The following is a 19,403-nucleotide window of genomic DNA, read 5'->3' on the forward strand; positions in this document are numbered from 1 at the left end:
ATGAATGAAAAAGATTTTAAGGAAGCAATAATGCAAGGGATTCCTTCGGAATTACCTGCAAAAGCTGTTCTCGATAATAAGGTAAGCCATGCTCCTAAACGCAAGGCGATACTAAGCCCTGAAGAAGAAAAGTTAGCCATCCGAAATGCATTGCGATATTTCCCGAAAGAGTGGCATAATGAATTGGCCCCTGAGTTTTTAGGGGAACTGAGGACTTACGGACGTATATATATGTACCGTTTCAGGCCTCATTATGAAATGTATGCAAGGCCAATTTCTGCCTATCCAGCAAAAAGTCAGCAAGCTGCAGCCATTATGCTGATGATCCAGAACAATTTGGACCCTGCTGTAGCACAGCATCCCCACGAACTGATTACTTATGGTGGTAATGGAGCGGTTTTCCAAAACTGGGCTCAATACCTGTTGACCATGAAATATCTGTCTCAGATGACCGAGCAGCAAACCCTGCACATGTATTCAGGTCATCCTATGGGACTTTTTCCATCGTCTGAAAATGCCCCAAGGGTGGTCGTGACGAACGGTATGATGATTCCGAACTACTCGAAACCTGATGATTGGGAAAGATTCAATGCGCTAGGGGTAACCCAATATGGGCAAATGACTGCAGGTTCATATATGTATATCGGTCCACAGGGGATAGTTCATGGAACCACTATTACAGTGATGAATGCCTTCAGAAAGCATCTTCCAGTGGGAGAAACGATTCAAGGGAAGGTCTTCGTGACCTCTGGATTGGGCGGAATGAGCGGTGCTCAACCTAAAGCCGGAAACATTGCAGGCTGTATCACCGTATGTGCTGAGGTCAACCCTGCAGCAGCAAGGAAGAGACATGCGCAAGGCTGGGTGGATGTATTGGTAGAAGATATGGACGGTCTTATCCTAGCGGTAAAAGCTGCTATGGCCAAAAAGGAAGTGATATCAATCGCCTATATCGGAAACATTGTTGATGTATGGGAACAATTTGATAAGCAAAATATCCCGGTTACCGTTGGCTCTGACCAAACCTCTTTGCACAATCCTTGGTCGGGAGGATACTATCCTGTTGATCTGAGTTTCGAAGAATCCAATAATCTCATCGCAAATAACCCTGAACAATTTAAGAAGGAAGTCCAACGGACTTTGGTTCGACATGCAGACGCTATCAATAGGCATGCGGCAAAAGGAACCTATTTCTTTGATTATGGAAATGCTTTCCTTCTGGAGGCTAGTCGTGCTGGTGCAGAGGTAATGGCTTCAAACGGAATTGATTTTAAATATCCTTCCTATGTTCAGGATATCCTTGGTCCGATGTGTTTTGATTACGGGTTTGGACCTTTCAGATGGGTCTGTACATCAGGTAAAGTGGAGGACCTCCGTTTGACCGATCAATTAGCTTTGGAAGTGATGAAAGAACTTCAAAAGGAAGCTTCATCTGAGATTTATCAACAGATGGAAGATAACATAAAATGGATCTCTGAAGCTGAAAACAATAAATTGGTGGTGGGCTCCCAAGCTCGTATCCTCTATGCAGATGCCTTGGGAAGAATGAAGATTGCTGAAGCCTTCAATCAAGCGGTTTCAGATGGTCGATTGTCGGCTCCTGTTGTTTTAGGTCGTGACCATCATGATGTGAGTGGAACTGATTCGCCATATCGTGAAACCAGTAATATCTATGACGGTAGTAAATTTACGGCAGATATGGCTATCCACAACGTAATTGGAGATAGTTTCCGTGGTGCTACCTGGGTTTCTATCCACAATGGTGGCGGTGTAGGCTGGGGAGAAGTAATCAATGGTGGTTTTGGAATGGTCTTGGACGGTTCGGAAGCCAGTGATCGCAAATTGAAACAAATGCTGTTCTTTGATGTAAATAATGGTATTGTAAGGAGAGCCTGGGCAAGAAACAAAGAAGCGATTAGTGCCATTGAAACAGAGTTGGAAAGGACATCTACCTTGAAAGTCACCAAGGCTGAACTCGTGGATGACCAATTAATTGATAACCTTTTTGAGTAAACCTTTTATGGAAGCATTTGGGAATGTATGCTATAAACCCGCTGAACAACAAAATTGGTCAGGAAGAATGGATGGTGATACCGTGGATAACCTTCGTTGGCACCAGTTGATCACTTGTATTGATCTGAATGCAGAGGACCTATCACTTGATAAGCATATTGTTTTCTTAGGATTCTGCTGTGATGAAGGTGTTAGAAGGAACCAAGGTCGAATAGGAGCAAAAGATGCACCTGCGGCCTTAAGAAAGGTTCTTGCTGGACTTCCTAACCATATGCAGGCTAGCACTAAAATAGCTGATGCAGGAGATGTATTCTGTGCAGCAGAAGATTTAGAAGCAGCACAGAATGAACTAGCAAAAAGAGTAGCACAGATTTTAGATAAGGGAGGATTCCCTGTCGTGCTGGGCGGAGGCCATGAAGTGACCTATGGCAATTTTAATGGCCTGAAAAGCCATAGTAAAACCAAAAAGATTGGTATTATCAATCTGGATGCGCATTTCGATATCCGACCTCTAGTAGATGGTCAAGGAAACTCAGGGACTGGCTTCTATCAGATTTTTGAGGATGCCGAACAGGAAGGTTTTGAAGCTCGTTATTTAGCTCTTGGGATCCAAGATATCAGCAATACCCAAGCCCTATTCAATTATGCAAAGGATAAAGGCGTACAGGTCATCAAAAGAGAAGAAATCTTTCCTGATAATATCGATAAGTTGATTTCTCAAATCCAAGGATTTGCGGATAGCTCCGATGATATCTACCTGACGGTGGATATGGATGTATTCGCTGCTGCATATGCTCCAGGGGTAAGCGCCCCTGCTTTTCATGGCATTGTTCCCGACCATAACTTCATCAAAATCTTCCAATCCCTTTTGCAGCTCCCAAATCTAAAGTCCATTGACTTTGCTGAAATAAATCCCCTTTATGATATTGACAATAGAACGACAAAGTTAGCCGCTGATCTGATTTTTCGCCTAGTGAATAATAAGTGATAATATGTAACTTTAAAGAAACATAAAAAAAGGAAACATATGTCGAATATAGATTTCATTAGAGAAGAGACAGCAGCGAACATCGGCAATTTTATGGTAGGTAGGCTACTGCCTTTCCGTCAAAAACGTTCTATCGGACCCTTTGTTTTTATTGATCATATGGGGCCAGCTTGTTTGGTCGACCATGAGAACCTGGATGTCGGTCCACACCCACATATAGGTTTATCCACATTGACTTATTTGTTTGATGGTTCTATTTTCCATCGGGACAGCCTTGGTACAGCCATGGAGATCAAACCTGGGGCTGTTAACTGGATGACCGCCGGAAAAGGGGTAGTCCACTCTGAAAGGACTCCCGAATACCTACGGCAAAAGGACAAGTTCCTCCATGGTCTTCAGATCTGGGTAGCCCTTCCTAAGGACCTCGAATTTATGGATCCTGAATTCCACCATACCGAAGCCAGTGATATTCCTACTTGGAAGGATGCAGATGTATCCTACAAACTGATAGCGGGTGAAGCATTCGGAAAGAAATCGCCAGTTCCTGTCTATAGCAAACTCTATATGATTGAGGTCAAGGCTGAGAAAGATTCCTTAATTGATATAAGAGGGGAGCTGTATGGAGAGAGCGGACTGTATATCCTAGAAGGGGAGGTGGAAAGCAATGGCTTTACATATGGCCCTAAACAGATCCTGATCACCTTAGATGCACATCTATGTACCTTTGAAATGAAAGCTGGATCTACCGTATATATCTTCGGAGGCGAACCTTTCCCTGAAGAACGCTTTATCTCCTGGAATTTTGTAGCCAGTGATAAAGCTACCATCGATGAAGCCAAAGAAAAATGGATCAACCATGAATTCCCTAAAGTACCCGGCGATGATGGCTATGTGCCGCTACCTGTAAGGTAGTATTTAGTATTAAGTAATTATCATTAAGTAATTAGTATTAAGTATTTAGTATTTAGACTTTCCTGCAAGCTGATAAAGAGTTGTTAATAAGGAAATACCCTATCTATTCAATCAGTCGGTGTCTAAATACTAAATACTAGATACTAAATACTATGTACTAACCAAAGTATTCTCATCAGCGCCCCATTCGCTCCAGGACCCATCAAAAATAGTTACATAGTCATTTCCTAGTTCATAGGCAGCCAACGCAATGATTGCTGCCGATACGCCCGAGCCACAGGTAAAGATATTTTGTTTAGCGGAATCGATCTTGCCTTCAAACAATCGCTGTAGTTCTTCTTTCTCCTGATATTTTATGCCATCGAGTACCAGGTCAAATGGTAGGTTCTTTGATCCGGGGATATGCCCTGATCGCAATCCAGGTCTCGGTTCTGGAGCAGTTCCATGGAACCTTCCAGAAGATCTTGCGTCGGTAATACTGATATCATCATCGCCTAAGCGCTCCACCAGTTCATCTTTCGAGATAAACCATTCATAATTTGGCTTCGCTTTAAAGTTTCCTAAGGCAACAGGTTCAGCATATTGATGTTCGATGGGCAATCCTGCTGCTTTCCAGGCCGGCAGTCCACCGTTCAGCACATAAACCTTATCCAAGCCCATATACCTCAACATCCACCAAGCACGCGGGCTTGAATAGACTCCCCAGCGATCATAGATGATCAATGTTGAATCCTGATTGATACCTAACTTCTGTACTTCCTTGCTGAATTGCTGTGCCGAAAGCATCGTATGTGGAAATGGACTATGATGATCTGAAAACGCACCTTCGATATCCAAAAACAAACTGTTGGGCAACAGTTCCAGATTATCATTGTCCATCTTTTGGTTGACCTTATCGATGGTCGCATCCAAGACTATGGCATTCTCCTCATTGATCAATTTGAGGGCTTCATCGGTACTGATTAACGCTGCTGTTCTCATGGGTTTTCTAGATATTTAGATATGAGATTTGAGTATTTAGATATTAATCTTCGCAAATCTTCTCAGTCTAAAGATATGCAAAATGTAATAAGACTTAGAACTTCTTCATCTAATCTTTTGCAATCCCTAATCTCGCTTTCCAAAAACAAAAAACCTTTAACAGTTCGACATTTCTGCCATTTCAAATCTATAGACAAAAAAGCCCCGATTTTGCAATCGGGGCTTCGAAGTATTTAGAGTAATCTAAAATTATTTAGATTTTTTCTCGTCGTCTTCCATTTGCTCTTTCAATTGAGCTAATACGTCAAGATCACCTAGAGTTGATTTCTCAACTGAATCTTTAACTTTTTTCACTGCTGCGTTAGCAGTTTTAGCTTCTTTTTTACGAGCGTTGAACTCTTCGATACGAGCTTCAGCTTTAGCATCTTCCCAAATACGAGAGTGAGAAATCACTAGACGTTTGTTTTCTTTGTTGAATTCAATGATTTTGAATTCAGCAACTTCGTCAACTTTCAATGCTGAACCGTCTTCTTTTACAGAGTGTTTGTTAGGGCAGAATCCTTCAACACCATATTGTAAAGCAACGATATCACCTTTGTCACCAACTTTGATTACAGTACCTTCGTGAACTGAACCTTCAGTGAAGATCGTTTCGAAAGTATCCCAAGGGTTTTCCTCTAATTGTTTGTGACCTAAAGAAAGCTTGCGGTTTTCTTCGTCTAATTCTAATACCACAACCTCTAGTCTTTCACCAACTTTAGTGAATTCGTTAGGGTGGTTAACTTTCTTAGACCATGAAAGGTCAGAAATGTGAATTAAACCATCGATTCCGTCTTCTAACTCAACGAATACACCGAAGTTAGTCATGTTCTTAACAACTGCTGATTGTTTTGAACCAACTGGGTAACGTTCAGTGATGTTCTGCCAAGGATCTGGAGTCAATTGTTTGATACCTAAGCTCATTTTGCGCTCTTCACGGTCTAAAGTCAAGATTTCAGCTTCGATTTCGTCACCTACTTTCAAGAACTCTTGTGGAGAACGTAAGTTTTGAGACCAAGACATTTCAGAAACGTGGATTAATCCTTCTACTCCTGGGATGATTTCTAAGAAAGCACCGTAGTCAGCTACAGTAACGATCTTACCTTTTACTTTAGAACCGATTTCTAAGTTCTTGTCTAAAGATTCCCAAGGGTGCTCTGAAAGTTGTTTCAAACCTAATGCAATACGTTTTTTCTCGTCATCAAAGTCAAGAACTACAACGTTGATAGTTTGGTCTAAAGCCAACACCTCTTTTGGATGCTCGATACGGCCCCAAGAGATGTCTGTAATGTGAAGTAATCCGTCAACACCACCCAAGTCGATGAACACACCGAAGTCAGTGATGTTTTTAACAGTACCTTCCAATACTTGTCCTTTTTCCAATTTCGCAACGATCTCTGATTTTTGGTTTTCCAAATCGTCTTCGATCAATACTTTGTGTGATACAACTACGTTTTTGAACTCATGGTTGATCTTAACAACTTTGAACTCCATAGTTTTACCTACGTAAACATCATAGTCACGGATAGGTTTGATATCAATTTGAGATCCTGGTAAGAAAGCCTCAACACCTTTGATGTCTACAATTAAACCACCTTTTGTACGTGATTTAACAAAACCATCGATAACTTTGTCGTTTTCCAAAGCCTCGTTGATCTCTTCCCAAGATTTTTGTGTTTTAGCACGTTTGCGTGATAATACTAATTGACCATTTGCATCCTCTTGCGATTCAACAAATACATCAACCGTATCACCGATTTTTAAGTCAGGTAAGTCACGGAACTCAGATAATGCTACTAGACCGTCTGATTTGAAACCGATGTTTAAAACAACATCTTTGTTATTGATAGATACAACGATACCTTCAATAATCTCACCTTGATTGATTTGGTTGAATGTGCCAGCGTACTGCTCTTCTAGTTTAGTACGTTCCGCATCACTGTAGTTACCAAAAGCTTTTTCATCAAGATCCCAGTCGAAGTCTCCTGATGGAGTACTCCAAGTGTTTGATTTAATCTCATCGATTAAATTTGAATCTGCCTCAGACTCAATCTTTTCAGTGTCCTTCACAACTTTTGTGTCAGCACCTTGTAGCTCTGCATTTTTTGCCGCTAACTCTTTTTCTGCTTCTTGTTTTTTTGCCATTAATTAATAATCTCCTTTTCCCTACAATGTAGGGATTGCAAAGATACGAAAAACTTTTATTTACAAGAGTTTAGATGTAAAAAAGTTTAAAAAGATTGAAAAGTTTAGGATTCTTGACGTAACTCGTCGCTGTCCTCAAAGATAGGATAGATCGTTTTTACAATCACTTCTGTCAGTTTCCGCTCGTTAAATGGCTTGATCAAAATTCCGTCAAATAAGACCTCTCGCTCTTTCTCCAGCTTCTTAACCTGCTCATTATCAGAAGATGTGGCTATTATTTTAACCGAGTTGTAGGCTGGGTTCGCCCTTACGGTAGCCAATAATTCGTCACCGGTCATTACCGGCATGTTGATATCGGTAACAACAACGTCAATCGGAAACCTGCTCAATATCTCTAAGGCCTCTTTTCCGTTGGTCGCTGTCTTAACATGGGTATGTAACGAGAAGAACTGCTTTAAATACAGTAAATTCAAGGCGTTATCATCCACGATTAGCCAACTTAGATCCTTGGAAAAGTCGCTGATTTTCTCAATGTTCAACGATGTCTTCCGACGGAATTTCGGCTTAGGAATAGGGATTTCAACCTTAAAGGTGGTACCTTGACCGGCATTCGTTTTAAAGTTTATCTTTCCTTTTAAAGTGCTGACAATATTTTTGGTGATATATAGTCCCAATCCGACACCACCTTCTACCTTATTGGACTTATTGACCGTATAGTATTTCTTGAAGATGTTCTTCTTCAGGGCATCAGGGATTCCCTGTCCTTGATCCGATACCTTAAAGATAAGGTTGCTCTGGTCATCTACGATGGCGCTAGCCACAACCTTTCCGCCATTCGAGTATTTGATCGCATTGCTCACCAAGTTGCTCATGATCTGGCGGACCTTAAATTCATCCGAGAAAATCACCGTTGGCTGATTTTTGTCCAGCTCATACGCCAATTCTATCCCTTTCATTTCGGCATGGTTGCGATGGGTCTCCACCACATCGATCAGCAGGTCAACGAAATCAAAGTGGATGGCCTCAATGCTGTTCTGTTGGTCTATTTTGCTCAGGTTCAGGATATCATTGATGGTTTTGGAGGTCGCCGTAATATTTGTATAGGCCGATTCCAACAAGTGGATGTCGTTGGCCTGATAAAGGTCCTTTCGGCTCTTCAATAGGTCCACGATGCCGATCAGCGAATTGATAGGCGTCCGGATTTCATGGGTAATCTCCGCCAAGATATCTGTTTTCTGTTCTGCCAATTTGGATGCGTAAACGCGTTCATCCAATAATTTACGCTCATAGTAGTTGGTGAAGAATTGGTAGTAAACCAAGATACAGATCACGATAAAGACAAAGGTCAGGGAGATAATGATCTGCCATTTGAAGGTATCGGTCCTGGCGATCAAGATGCTCAACTCATGGTCGGTCTTGTCCCTTTGGATCTGGATCCGTTCTTCATGAATGATCCTGATCAGCTGGTTGGCAGAATGCAATAGGGTAAAGTTGTCCGCCAAAAGAGACCTTTCATTTTTCCGGATATCGGTCAGGGTTTGTTTCAGTTCTTTCAGCCTGTTCTCAGCTTGTGTATTGCCCTGCTTGATGATGTTTTTCAGGTTCGCGTTCTGTTCTGTTACCTGCTGGGTATGCGTAGGCGTACCTGTTTCCACCGTAATGGTATCATCTCCTTTCTGGAAGATCCGCTTTAACAATGATTTCTTCTTGACTACGACCTTCTTTGGTTCATTTGCAACGATTGCTGCAGGTTCCTTAGGGCGTGGAAGGCTGATATTCGTTTCATTGTTCGCTTGGATGTTAAAGGTCTTCAAGGTTTCTGATGCGACCAAGATAGAATCCAATTTGCTGTTCAACTGACTGTATTTAGGCAGGAGGTCTTCCAATTTCCGTCCATTGTAATTCTTGTCGCCAAACGTTTTTGACTCCTCACTTCGTACTTTGATCAATGAATCGACCGCCGACTTCAAGGTAATCAGTTTCGAACGGTAGGAATTATAGTCATTGATATTATAGGTAATGGAGAATAACCTGAAATGGTCCTCTGCCTCACTGAATATGGTCAGTAATTCTGTAAAGTTATTTTGGTCACTGTTTACAGAAGTGTAGATATTCTGGATTTTGTTCTGAATGCTCTTATACTGTATATAGGAGAAGATGAAAAAGACCACAAAAGTGATGAACAATATAATTATTGAACTCAAAAGGATATTTCTGACGTTCTGGTTCCGCTTGTTCCGCTTTTGTAAATCCTTGTCTTCCATCGGTAAGTTTTTCAGGTCTAATCGTTGATCTGAGTAACAAAATCCTCAATACGATTACAATAATAATAAATTTATAATAAATTAAATTTTGTTTGGTTTAAAAGAGTTGTATACTCGCGGTTTAACTATTTTAATGCTTTGCTTAGAAAGCGCGATACTGGCATTTAATTCGAAACCTATGATCAAGATCAGGGCATTGATGTACATCCAGATCATCACGACGATCAATGTTCCGATAGAACCGTATAATTTGTTGTATGCACCGAAGTTATTGATATAAAAGGTAAAAAATGAAAAAGATAACATGGCCAATATCGTAGCCAAGGTTGCACCGGGTGTAAACAGCTTCCATTTTTTTGTTGAACTGGGTCCAAACTTATAAATAAGGCTGACTGTAAAAAAATAGATACCAAATAAAATGATCCATTGTGCAACTTTAATGGCAAATGCCCAAAACCATTTCAGATCGTAATCGATATGGGTCTTCAGGTAATTGATCAAGTAGTTTGAACCGGCATATAGAGCAATTCCTACGGCTAGCGCCAAAACGATGGCAAGGGATAGTGCAAGGGCTACAATTCGTCTTTGAAACCAAGTTCTGGACTCTTTGGATAAGGATGCTTTATTAAAGCTCATCATCAAGGTCGTCATGCCATTGGTGGCAAAAAATGTACAGAGAACAAAACCGGCAGATAGCAAGCCACTGTTCTGTCTCTTGATGATATCTTCTAAGGTAGTTTCCAGGATTTCGTAAGCATTGTTGGGCAGAGCCAACTGGATCAGTTCCATCAATTGTTCCTGAAAATTGTCTACGGGTATGTAAGGGATCAGCGTAAATAGGAAAATGATTCCAGGGAATACCGCCAACATAAAGTTGTAGGCTAGGGAAGAGGCTTTATTGATGATGGATTCTCGAGCGATCTCCTGAAAGAAAAATACCATGACGGTATAGAGCGGTAATTTTCCAAATCCCGGTAAGGTGGCTGATTTGGTCCACTCAATAAATCTGTCATACGGCTTAACGTACAGAAGATGTTGGTGAATTTTTTTCATTATTCTCCAAAAAATGGAGCCATCTTATCCATGAAAATCTGTGGAGGTTTGCAAGGCCTGTTGCGTTCCATATCAACAAATACCAGTTGGGTAGAACCTGTATTCAGCAGCTCTCCAGATTCATTAAACAGCTCATATTCAAATTTAATCCTTATTCCTGGTTTTTCTCTAATATAAATATTTATGGTTACTAAATCATCATATTTCGCTGCTTTGTTGAATTTGCAGCTCAGTTCGATCACAGGCAACATCACGCCCATTTCTTCGAGCTGTTTATAGGAAATCCCCGTGCTCCTTAACATTTCGGTACGGGCAACTTCATAATAGGTCGCATAGTTCCCATAATAGACATAACCCATATTGTCTGTTTCTGCGTAACGAACCCTGATCTGATGCTGATAATGAAACATACTATTTCTTGATATTTCTGGCGTCTAAAGCTTTTTGGAATTTACGCGCATTGATCAAATGTTCAGCAACTGTTTCCGCGTATAAATGGTATCCTGAAAAATCATCCTTCGCACACATATAGATATAAGGGTGATGGTCATAATTCAATACCGCATCGATAGAGGCGATACTTGGCATCATGATCGGTCCCGGAGGAAGGCCTTTGAAACGATAGGTGTTATATGGATTGTCAATGGTCAGGTGCCTGTTCAAAACTCTACGGATGGTAAAGTCATTATTGGCAAAGATCACCGTTGGATCCGCCTGCAACAGCATCCCTTTCTTCAATCTATTGATATATAGGCCCGCAATTTTAGGCATTTCATCCACATGCAGGGCTTCACCTTTTACAATAGAAGCTAAGGTGCTCACCTCTTGTATGGTCATTCCCAAAGAATCTGCCTTTGCTTTCCGCTCTGCATTCCAGAATTTCTCATATTCCTTCGAAAAACGATCGATGATCTCTTCAGGTTTGGTATTCCAATAGATTTCATACGTATTTGGAATGAACATGCTGAAGAAATTCTCCTTATTGAAGCCATATTTCTCGGCTAACTTCTCATCATTCAACATATTGATGAAAGTCAGGGAGTCCGCTTCAAAATCTCTACCCAACAACCCTGCAAAATCCTGTCTCAATCGTATATTCTGAAATCTGAACTTTACCGCATCCTGATAACCGCCACGCAAGTTCCCGATCAATCTGCGATTGCTCATATCTTTCGATATTTTATATCGGCCAGCTTTTATACCGGTGCTTTCCAGATCCATTGCTTTCGCCACATACTTGAAATAGGTAGGGTTTTTTACTATACCTTCCGACTCGATCCTGGAGATTACACTCGCATAAGGTTCATCGGTTTTAACGTAGAAGTAATCCTCATCGCTGGCAATACTTGGTGCCATAAACGCCTGATAACCTATCCATCCAACTACCAACACTATCAATAAGATAATGATAAGTACGATCCCTAATCCTTTTCTTTTATTTCTGTTCTCAGCCATATTATGGGTTTTGTGGAATAGCAGGTGTAGGAGTTGGTTCTGCCGGTTTACCTAGGGTAACATGGATGGCATTGCCAATGGAAATAATCTTCGCACTCGTATCTGGGTTTTGTTTAACGACCACTGAACCTAAAGTATCGTTTGAGTTCCCGTCAAAAGAAACAGAACCCAAGGTCAAGCCTTTTCCTGCCAGCGCAAATTTGGCCTCCGTCAGGTTCAATCCGATCAATACAGGGATTTCAACCTCATCATCTCCACGGCCATTTCCTAAGATCAAGCTGATCTTGGATCCTTTAGGGACCATACGTCCCGGACGGATCGGTTGGCCGGCAAATTTAACATCCAATACCACATCTCTAGCGATGTCATTTCTATAAACGGTATCCGCAATCTTTAAGGAATGGTTCTTTAAGATAGCAGATGCCTCGATAAATGTTTTATCAATAACTTCTGGGAATGCAATCTCAGGTGCAGACTGGGTAATGATGGTCAAATAAATCGTACGACCACCTTTTACATGCGTCTTCGGGTCTGGATCCTGGTCGATCACCAATCCCGGTTTCGCATCCATTTGGTAGATGGAATCGATTTCCACCTCTAATCCAGCTTTGTCCAATACGTTCAAAGCTTCACTGATGTTCAAGCCTTTCAATAGAGGAACCTCTTGAGAATCACCATGCTTAGTGTAGATCTTTAATCCGAAATAAACTAAAATAAAAAGAATGACAATGAAAATGAGCCCAGCAATTAAGTTTTTCCTGAAAGCACTCGTTCTCAAGTATAAAAAGAACTTCGACATCTATTAATGTGTTTTTTTTGAATATCCTATTAACAATATTAATTCCAATTTTACAAATTCCCGCAAATACTGCTAATATAAAGGCAAAAATATTCGTTTTTCCTCGTATCTCAAATTATATTTGCTTCTCGATTATTACATATGAAAACTAAAGTAGCATTAATTACGGGTGGTTATACTGGAGAGGCTGAAATTTCCTATAAGAGTTCAGCGTTTGTTTATTCCCAAATCGACAAAGAAAAATACGATGTGTATCTTATCGATATCACATTGGATAGTTGGGCTTATACGGATGAGAACGGCCAAAAACACGAAATTGACCGTCAGGATTTCTCTTTGAACATCAATAACGAAAAGCTGCGTTTTGACGTGGCCTTTATCATTTTGCACGGTAGTCCCGGCGAGGATGGAAGGCTACAAGGCTATTTAGATATGGTTGGATTACCTTATACTTCTTGTGGCGCTTTGACCTCATCGTTGACCATGAACAAGGGTTATACCAAGGCTATTATACAGGACATCGCAGAATTGAACGTCGCAAAATCGGTTCTTTTATTTGATATCGACAGACCAAAGGCCTTCGAACTGGTCAAAGAAAAATTAACCCTTCCCTTATTTGTAAAACCAAATGCTGGAGGTAGCAGTATCGGCATGAACAAGGTCAATACCTGGGAGGAGCTTCCTAAGGCCTTAGATGAAGCGTACGATGCAGAAGGAACCGGTATGCAAGTATTGGTCGAAGAGTTTGTAAAAGGTAGAGAATTCTCCCAAGGGATCTTTAGGGACTCCAGAGGAGAACTTCAGGTGCTTCCTGCTACAGAGGTGATCACGACCAGGGAATTCTTTGACTTTGAGGCCAAATACACACCAGGATTGACCCAAGAGATAACACCTGCCGACCTTAACCAGGAACAAATGGATAGGGCGGATGCCATTATCCGTGAAGTTTATGTTCGATTGAATTGTAAGGGTATGGTCCGTGTGGATTTCTTTATCCAAAATGATACCGATAGATTCTATTTTATTGAGATCAATACCATTCCTGGTCAAACTGCACAAAGCTTTATTCCGCAACAGGTCCGCGCAGATGGCCGTACAGAAACCGCTTTCTATTCCGAATTGATCGAGGCAGCGAAAAACGAAATTTAAAAGATAATTAACATACGAAAGGCAAAGATCTAATACTCTTTGCCTTTCTTTATGGTTTCCCAGCAGTATTATTCCTGCCCTAAAAAATCCCTCCTGCTTACTTCCGTTTCCTCTTTGTCTTCTTGTCACTTTCTCTTGGTCTCATTCGAGTCTCATTCGAGAATGATTCGGGAAAATAAGGTGAACTGATTTAGATATTTTGCGAAAATTCCGAATATGTATCGAATAAGGTCAATTGGAAACCCGCAATAAAAATTGGATTTCGAACAGCAGCCTATGTTACAATTTAAAAGAAAAGGCCATATCTGTGTAGATATGACCTTAAAATTTATGTTGATTTAACTTACTGCAGCTGGTTGAACAATAGCTTGAAAGTCCCATGGGTCTGCGCGCGGAAATTGATGTCATTTCCAAAAGATACCAGTTTACCTTTTCCTACTGGCGCTTCAAATGCAATAACTCCATCCTTCAGATACTTCTGTCCCCATGACCATCCACTCTTTAGGACCTTCTCCGAATCAAACCACATCAATGGCTTGATATTGGTATTCTTGATCTTATACAAGTTGTCGTTGCTGTAATAAATATCTATTTCATCATTATAGCCCCAAGTGCTGGCAGATCCTTTTGCAACTTTTGCTGTCAAAACAGAACCCGGGGTATAAAACTCAGTTCTCTTTAAAGCCTTATGCTGGGCATCTACCAAATGGTTCTCTACACCTAATTCCAGATGTTCGGCTAAATCAGAGCTGCTACCGATCGTTACGATTTTTCCTCCGTTTTCCAAGAATGATTTCAATACCGGTATGGATTTCTGTTCTGTCAAGCGCCCCCATCTTTCTTTAAATGGAGAAGGTATGTTTTCTGGAGCCTCTGCTGGCATACGTCCATAATAGGAAGATGCATTCGGATTGCTATTGAACCTAGGAATGGAATTTCCAGGGAAGATAATGATATCATATTTTGCATTCAGGTTACCATTGTCGATATCCGGTGCGTAGATGACTTCAAAATTATAGTGATATTTCTCCATCAGGAATCTCAACCATCCCGAAGGCATGCTTCCGCCATAGGTATCCCATAGCGCTATACGTAGAGGTTTGATCTTCTTGTTTTGTTTTGGTAAGCTATTGCTGGCCTCCGCAGGGAAAATCAATTTCACGTTTGCACTGTTTTCAACATAGATATCCCCATTTGATTCATCTCTCCAAACATTCTTTCCTTGTTTAAGCAAGTCGTTGCTTACGCGGAAGGATTCATTGATTGTTGCGGGAAGTCTTAGGTATTTACCTTTAGGTTTTGCAAGCTCTGCCAATTGGATGACCTTTCCGTTCGTCAAATTTTGGAATGGACCATTGAAGTCATCAAGGATACGGTCGAATTTTACATCCATCAGGTAGGCCAATGTCCAGCCGGCAGCGTCATATGGCGGGATTGGAGGGCCTCCTGGATATTGGAAATCATCAGGGTGATCTTGCGGCTCGAACATATCTAAGATATGCGGACGGAAAGCTTGGTCAGTCTTGATGATATAGGAGTCCTTTGCATATTTCTTGCCGTTTACCGTGAAGTCCGCAGTTGCCTGTTGGATATCGATGCCATTTTGGATCAATGCATTCACGAAATCAGTAGCCTTTACAAAATCAGCCTGATCCGCAGGGATAATAAACCCGCGTGGGTCACGTAGGGATTTGTTCTCGAAGAGGCTGCCCAATAATTTTCTTTCTGCCTCGCGGTTGTTCTCGATTTTAGGGTCCTTTCTCTTGGCTTGTTGAAATGCTGTGTCGATTACAGCTACCTTGCTAGGTGAAAGTGGCCAGAAATCTTTAGAACCACGTTCTATGGAATTCTTGCCCATCCTGAACATGTTGTACAGGACTTCATCCTTATAGCGGCTGGCATAGTTCAAGACTGCGTAATTCAAGGATACGGAATAATCAATTGATTGTTGGAAATGCCATACCTGCGGAATCACTGGGTTTTGGGTATCATTATTTGGGATTAAGCGGTTTGGAACAAGTGGGATCTCAAATGGAGTTGGGTTACCGATCATTTCGGTCAACAGTCCCATCATGTTGTGGAAATAGGTGGTCGTTCTCAGTCCACCATTATACCAGGTCGAGAATACCGAACCGTCTTTTGCCGTGTATCCGGGTTTGCCTTCGGCATTCAACCTAGAAGACATTGCGGCTCCCAAGGCATCGATTCCAGACATTAAGATTGGGTCAAATACATAATTGAACGGATCTCTATAGGGTGCGCCTGCTACCACGGCACCTGCAGGTGCGGTTTGGTGGTGGTTGTACATAATCTGAGGGATCCATTCAACAAACAGCTGTCTAGCCATGTTTTGGGATTCCCTAAGGTTCAGCATAAAAAAGTCGCGGTTATTATCATGTCCTGCATATTTCTGGTATAGGACAGGGACATAGTTACCGGATCTTTTTTCAGGGGTTTTTTCACGCATGTACCAGTTAGAGATCAACTCTTGCCCATCTGGATTGGCATGCACCATGAGGACAATGCTATTCTCCAGGATGTTCTTGGTTTCAAGGTCGTTGGATGAAGCCAGTAGGTAGGCGGTTTGGATAAGCTGGTGCGTTCCTACCACTTCATTGGAGTGCAGGCCACCATCGATCCAAACGATGCTCTTGCCTTTTTGGGCCAGTGAACGAGCTTCCGCTTCAGACAGTTCTGCATGAGCCAGTTTTGTCGAAATGTTCTTGAATTCTTCCAGATTTTTTAAGTTTTCCGGAGAACTGATGATCAGCATACATTGGTCCCGGCCTTCTTCAGTCTTGCCGATGACCGTGTACAGCAATCGATCAGATTGTTGATCCAATTTCTTGAAATACTGTTCAGTTTCAGTAAATGTTGCCAATTGGTAGTCATCACCAATCTGGAATCCAAAGTGCTCTTTCGGACTGGTAATTTGTTGGGCAAATACCATCTGAATAAAAGCAAAGGAAAACATCAGTAACCGAATGAGGTTCATAGAGTTCTTCATAATTTTATTAGGTAATAATTTATAGGTTAAAGATAAGAATCGCTTGCAGATTCATTGGAGAAAGATCGATCTAATGCAGGACCTTCACAATAATATTACAGTCTAGAGCTTTTGCAATCTGATCCGGTTGGGCTTGTTAAAGGGATGGATTTTAATGCCGAATATTCGTTTTTGTTTAAATCGAGAAAACGATTTTTATTCTCTTGGAATTTGTATATTTGAGATGATGACATTTAGTAGCATATGATTTTAGTTGCAGATAGCGGATCCTCACGATCAGATTGGATGCTTCATCTTCCAGATAGCAAACCATTACGTTTCAGTACCAAAGGTTTAAATCCTTTCTTCGTAAGCGAGAAGGAGATTGCAGCGATTTTGACTGAGGTTCCCGAGATAATCCCATATATAAAAGAGGTTCATGAGGTCTATTTTTTTGGAGCAGGTTGTTCTACTCCTGACCGCCGTGAATTAGTATCCAATGCCCTGACCCAAATTTTTCCATCCTCCTTTATTTCTGTTGAAAGCGACCTGTTGGGTTCTGCCTATGCAACCTTTGGAGCTGGAAAAGGATTGATTTCCAATCTTGGAACTGGTTCTGATATCAGTTTCTATGATGGAGAAAAACTGTCGGCAAGCTTGCATGGTAATGGCTATGTGCTTGGGGATGAGGGTTCAGGTGCCTGGTTTGGAAAACAGTTGATTACCGCCTATCTCTATGAGACCATGCCAAGGGATTTGGCGAGGATCTTTAAGGAAACGCATCACATCACAAAAGATATCATCATCAAGAATGTATATCAGCGGGATAGACCCAATGCCTATTTAGCATCCTTTGCCGAATTTATGGGACAGAATAGACAACATCCCTATATCGATAATCTCCTGAGAAATGGTTTTGACGAATTTGTAAGGACCAATATCATGACCTATCCGAACTTTTGGGAATTTGAATGTCATTTTGTTGGGAGAATAGCCTATTATTTTGATATTCACTTAAGAGAGGTATGTTCTTTGCATGGTGTTCGTGTGGGCAAGATATTGAGTAGCCCGATTGAAGAACTGTTCCATTATGTAGTGGACAGAGAGCTGAATGTTCAACTTTAAAAATATATAAATTATGATCATGGCCATGATAATGTTTTATACCATGCTGTTCCAACAGCCTACCGTATATGACTTTTCTTTCACATCCATTGACGGAAAGAAAGTAGATTTTGCTGATTTCAAAGGAAAACAACTTTTGATAGTCAACACCGCTTCTAAATGTGGATTCACCAAGCAATATAAAGAGCTTCAGGAGCTGCATGAACAATATGGAGATAAACTGGTAGTTATCGGATTCCCTTCTGATAATTTTGGAAACCAGGAATACGGCGACAATAAAAAGATCGCTGAGTTCTGTGAAAAGAATTTTGGGGTGAACTTCATCCTTTCTGAAAAGGTAGATGTAAAAGGTGATAATCAAACTGCCTTGTTCAAATACCTAACAGAAACCGAAAATCCAGATTTCAAAGGTGATATCAATTGGAACTTCGAGAAATTCCTGATCGGAAAAGATGGCAAACTAGCACATCGATACCGTTCAAAAGTTACACCACTAGATAAGGTGATAACATCACAAATCTTATAAAAACAAAAAGACGCCTTGGAGCGTCTTTTTGTTTTTATAAGATTTAGACACAAGACATTAGACATCAGACAAAAGATCTTTCTGACGGATTATCTTGCTCAACCTATGGAAGAGATGGAAAATAATTGATGAAAATGAGAATAGTATAAAAACGGTCAACCCTATTTAGGGATGGACATAAGACATATGTCTATTGTCTTATGTCTAGTTTCTTTCTAATCCAAAATAGCAAGACCTACATCTAGGTTCATAGCTTTCTTTTTCCCCTAGAAGGACACGGGATTCATTCTGTTGAAGACGGTAGGAGTAGTTTGCCGGTGCGCCGCATTTAACACAGACAGCATGAACTTTGGTTACATCTTCGGCAATGGCCATCAGGCTTGGTATAGGTCCGAATGGTTTTCCTAAATAGTCCATGTCCAGTCCTGCAACGATCACTCGGATACCACGGTTTGCCAATTCTACACAGACGTTAGGGAGTTCCTCATCAAAGAATTGGGCTTCATCGATTCCTACTACCTTGGTATCGGCACTTAGGAGCAGGATGGCTGAGGAATGCGATACTGGCGTGGAAGGGATGGAGTTGCTATCATGGGAAACGACTTCATTTATTCCATAGCGCACATCGATTTCAGGTTTGAAGATTTCTACCGGAAGTTTAGCAAATTGAGCCCTTTTCATCCGACGGATCAGTTCCTCCGTTTTTCCAGAAAACATAGACCCACAGATCACTTCGATACTACCAATGGGACCTCTTCTGTTGGGAAAATTATGTTCAGAAAACAACATCATTTTGATAAAACTTTATACTAAAAACCTGATTTCAGAAGTTTCATATAATATGAAATTCTTAGCTAATATAGCTTACGAATATCGAAATTTAATCTTATTTTTGGTTTAAGGAGATAGGATAAAAGCGTAAACGAGGTGTCAATCAGTTTGTTTATTTTTTTATATCACATTTAATA

15 protein-coding genes are annotated in these 19,403 nt (G+C 41.0%); 6 read left to right on the forward strand and 9 right to left on the reverse strand.

Annotated elements, in window-relative coordinates; genetic code table 11:
- From RT138_RS13670 to RT138_RS13680, 3 genes are read left to right on the forward strand one after another with little or no spacing between them, the layout of a single operon-like run.
- Positions 1–2,013, forward strand: a complete 2,013-nt coding sequence (locus RT138_RS13670) for a urocanate hydratase (RefSeq protein WP_313191144.1) — start codon at positions 1–3, stop codon at positions 2,011–2,013.
- A gap of 7 nt (positions 2,014–2,020) precedes the next feature.
- Positions 2,021–3,001 (forward strand): formimidoylglutamase, encoded by a 981-nt coding sequence (gene hutG / locus RT138_RS13675; RefSeq protein ID WP_313191145.1) that lies wholly within the window; start codon positions 2,021–2,023, stop codon positions 2,999–3,001.
- A gap of 39 nt (positions 3,002–3,040) precedes the next feature.
- A complete protein-coding gene (locus tag RT138_RS13680) occupies positions 3,041–3,913 on the forward strand; it encodes a pirin family protein (RefSeq protein ID WP_313191146.1) in 873 nt (290 codons plus the stop codon).
- A gap of 150 nt (positions 3,914–4,063) precedes the next feature.
- Here the strand turns inward: RT138_RS13680 and RT138_RS13685 are convergent, their stop codons facing one another.
- The 7 genes from RT138_RS13685 to RT138_RS13715 form a co-directional block, all read right to left on the reverse strand.
- Positions 4,064–4,894 (reverse strand): sulfurtransferase, encoded by an 831-nt coding sequence (locus tag RT138_RS13685; RefSeq protein ID WP_313191147.1) that lies wholly within the window; start codon positions 4,892–4,894, stop codon positions 4,064–4,066.
- A gap of 249 nt (positions 4,895–5,143) precedes the next feature.
- On the reverse strand, positions 5,144–7,078 hold the full coding sequence (rpsA, locus tag RT138_RS13690) for a 30S ribosomal protein S1 (RefSeq protein ID WP_185214134.1): 1,935 nt from the start codon (positions 7,076–7,078) through the stop codon (positions 5,144–5,146).
- A gap of 104 nt (positions 7,079–7,182) precedes the next feature.
- Entirely contained in the window at positions 7,183–9,342 is a 2,160-nt protein-coding gene (locus tag RT138_RS13695; RefSeq protein ID WP_313191148.1) for an ATP-binding protein, read from the reverse strand.
- A gap of 81 nt (positions 9,343–9,423) precedes the next feature.
- On the reverse strand, positions 9,424–10,395 hold the full coding sequence (locus RT138_RS13700) for a YihY/virulence factor BrkB family protein (RefSeq protein ID WP_185214132.1): 972 nt from the start codon (positions 10,393–10,395) through the stop codon (positions 9,424–9,426).
- Positions 10,395–10,805, reverse strand: coding sequence for a thioesterase family protein (locus tag RT138_RS13705; RefSeq protein ID WP_185214131.1), 411 nt, complete (start codon positions 10,803–10,805; stop codon positions 10,395–10,397). The genes RT138_RS13700 and RT138_RS13705 overlap by 1 nt, the downstream gene beginning before the upstream one ends.
- A 1-nt stretch (position 10,806) precedes the next feature.
- Positions 10,807–11,850: an endolytic transglycosylase MltG gene (gene mltG / locus RT138_RS13710; protein ID WP_313191149.1), complete on the reverse strand. Its 1,044-nt coding sequence runs from the start codon at positions 11,848–11,850 to the stop codon at positions 10,807–10,809.
- Between the two features lies 1 nt (position 11,851).
- Positions 11,852–12,649 carry a PASTA domain-containing protein gene (locus RT138_RS13715; RefSeq protein WP_313191150.1) on the reverse strand — a complete coding sequence of 266 codons (798 nt, stop codon included), beginning with the start codon at positions 12,647–12,649 and terminating at the stop codon, positions 11,852–11,854.
- Positions 12,650–12,790: 141 nt separating this feature from the next.
- Between RT138_RS13715 and RT138_RS13720 the strand changes: the two genes are divergently transcribed.
- Positions 12,791–13,798, forward strand: a complete 1,008-nt coding sequence (locus tag RT138_RS13720; RefSeq protein ID WP_313191151.1) for a D-alanine--D-alanine ligase family protein — start codon at positions 12,791–12,793, stop codon at positions 13,796–13,798.
- 343 nt (positions 13,799–14,141) lie between these two features.
- Here RT138_RS13720 and RT138_RS13725 read toward each other — a convergent pair whose 3' ends face one another.
- Positions 14,142–16,805, reverse strand: a complete 2,664-nt coding sequence (locus tag RT138_RS13725) for a M14 family metallopeptidase (protein ID WP_313191152.1) — start codon at positions 16,803–16,805, stop codon at positions 14,142–14,144.
- 243 nt (positions 16,806–17,048) lie between these two features.
- On the opposite strand from RT138_RS13725, the gene RT138_RS13730 reads away from it, so the two are divergent.
- Positions 17,049–17,909: an N-acetylglucosamine kinase gene (locus RT138_RS13730; protein ID WP_185214126.1), complete on the forward strand. Its 861-nt coding sequence runs from the start codon at positions 17,049–17,051 to the stop codon at positions 17,907–17,909.
- Between the two features lie 19 nt (positions 17,910–17,928).
- Complete coding sequence (locus RT138_RS13735; RefSeq protein ID WP_313191153.1) at positions 17,929–18,435, forward strand: glutathione peroxidase; 507 nt, start codon at positions 17,929–17,931, stop codon at positions 18,433–18,435.
- Positions 18,436–18,639: 204 nt separating this feature from the next.
- Here RT138_RS13735 and RT138_RS13740 read toward each other — a convergent pair whose 3' ends face one another.
- Positions 18,640–19,224: a thymidine kinase gene (locus RT138_RS13740; protein ID WP_313191215.1), complete on the reverse strand. Its 585-nt coding sequence runs from the start codon at positions 19,222–19,224 to the stop codon at positions 18,640–18,642.
- Positions 19,225–19,403 lie beyond the last annotated feature (179 nt).

Origin of the sequence: Sphingobacterium sp., assembly GCF_032065005.1 — a bacterium.
Lineage (GTDB): Bacteria > Bacteroidota > Bacteroidia > Sphingobacteriales > Sphingobacteriaceae > Sphingobacterium.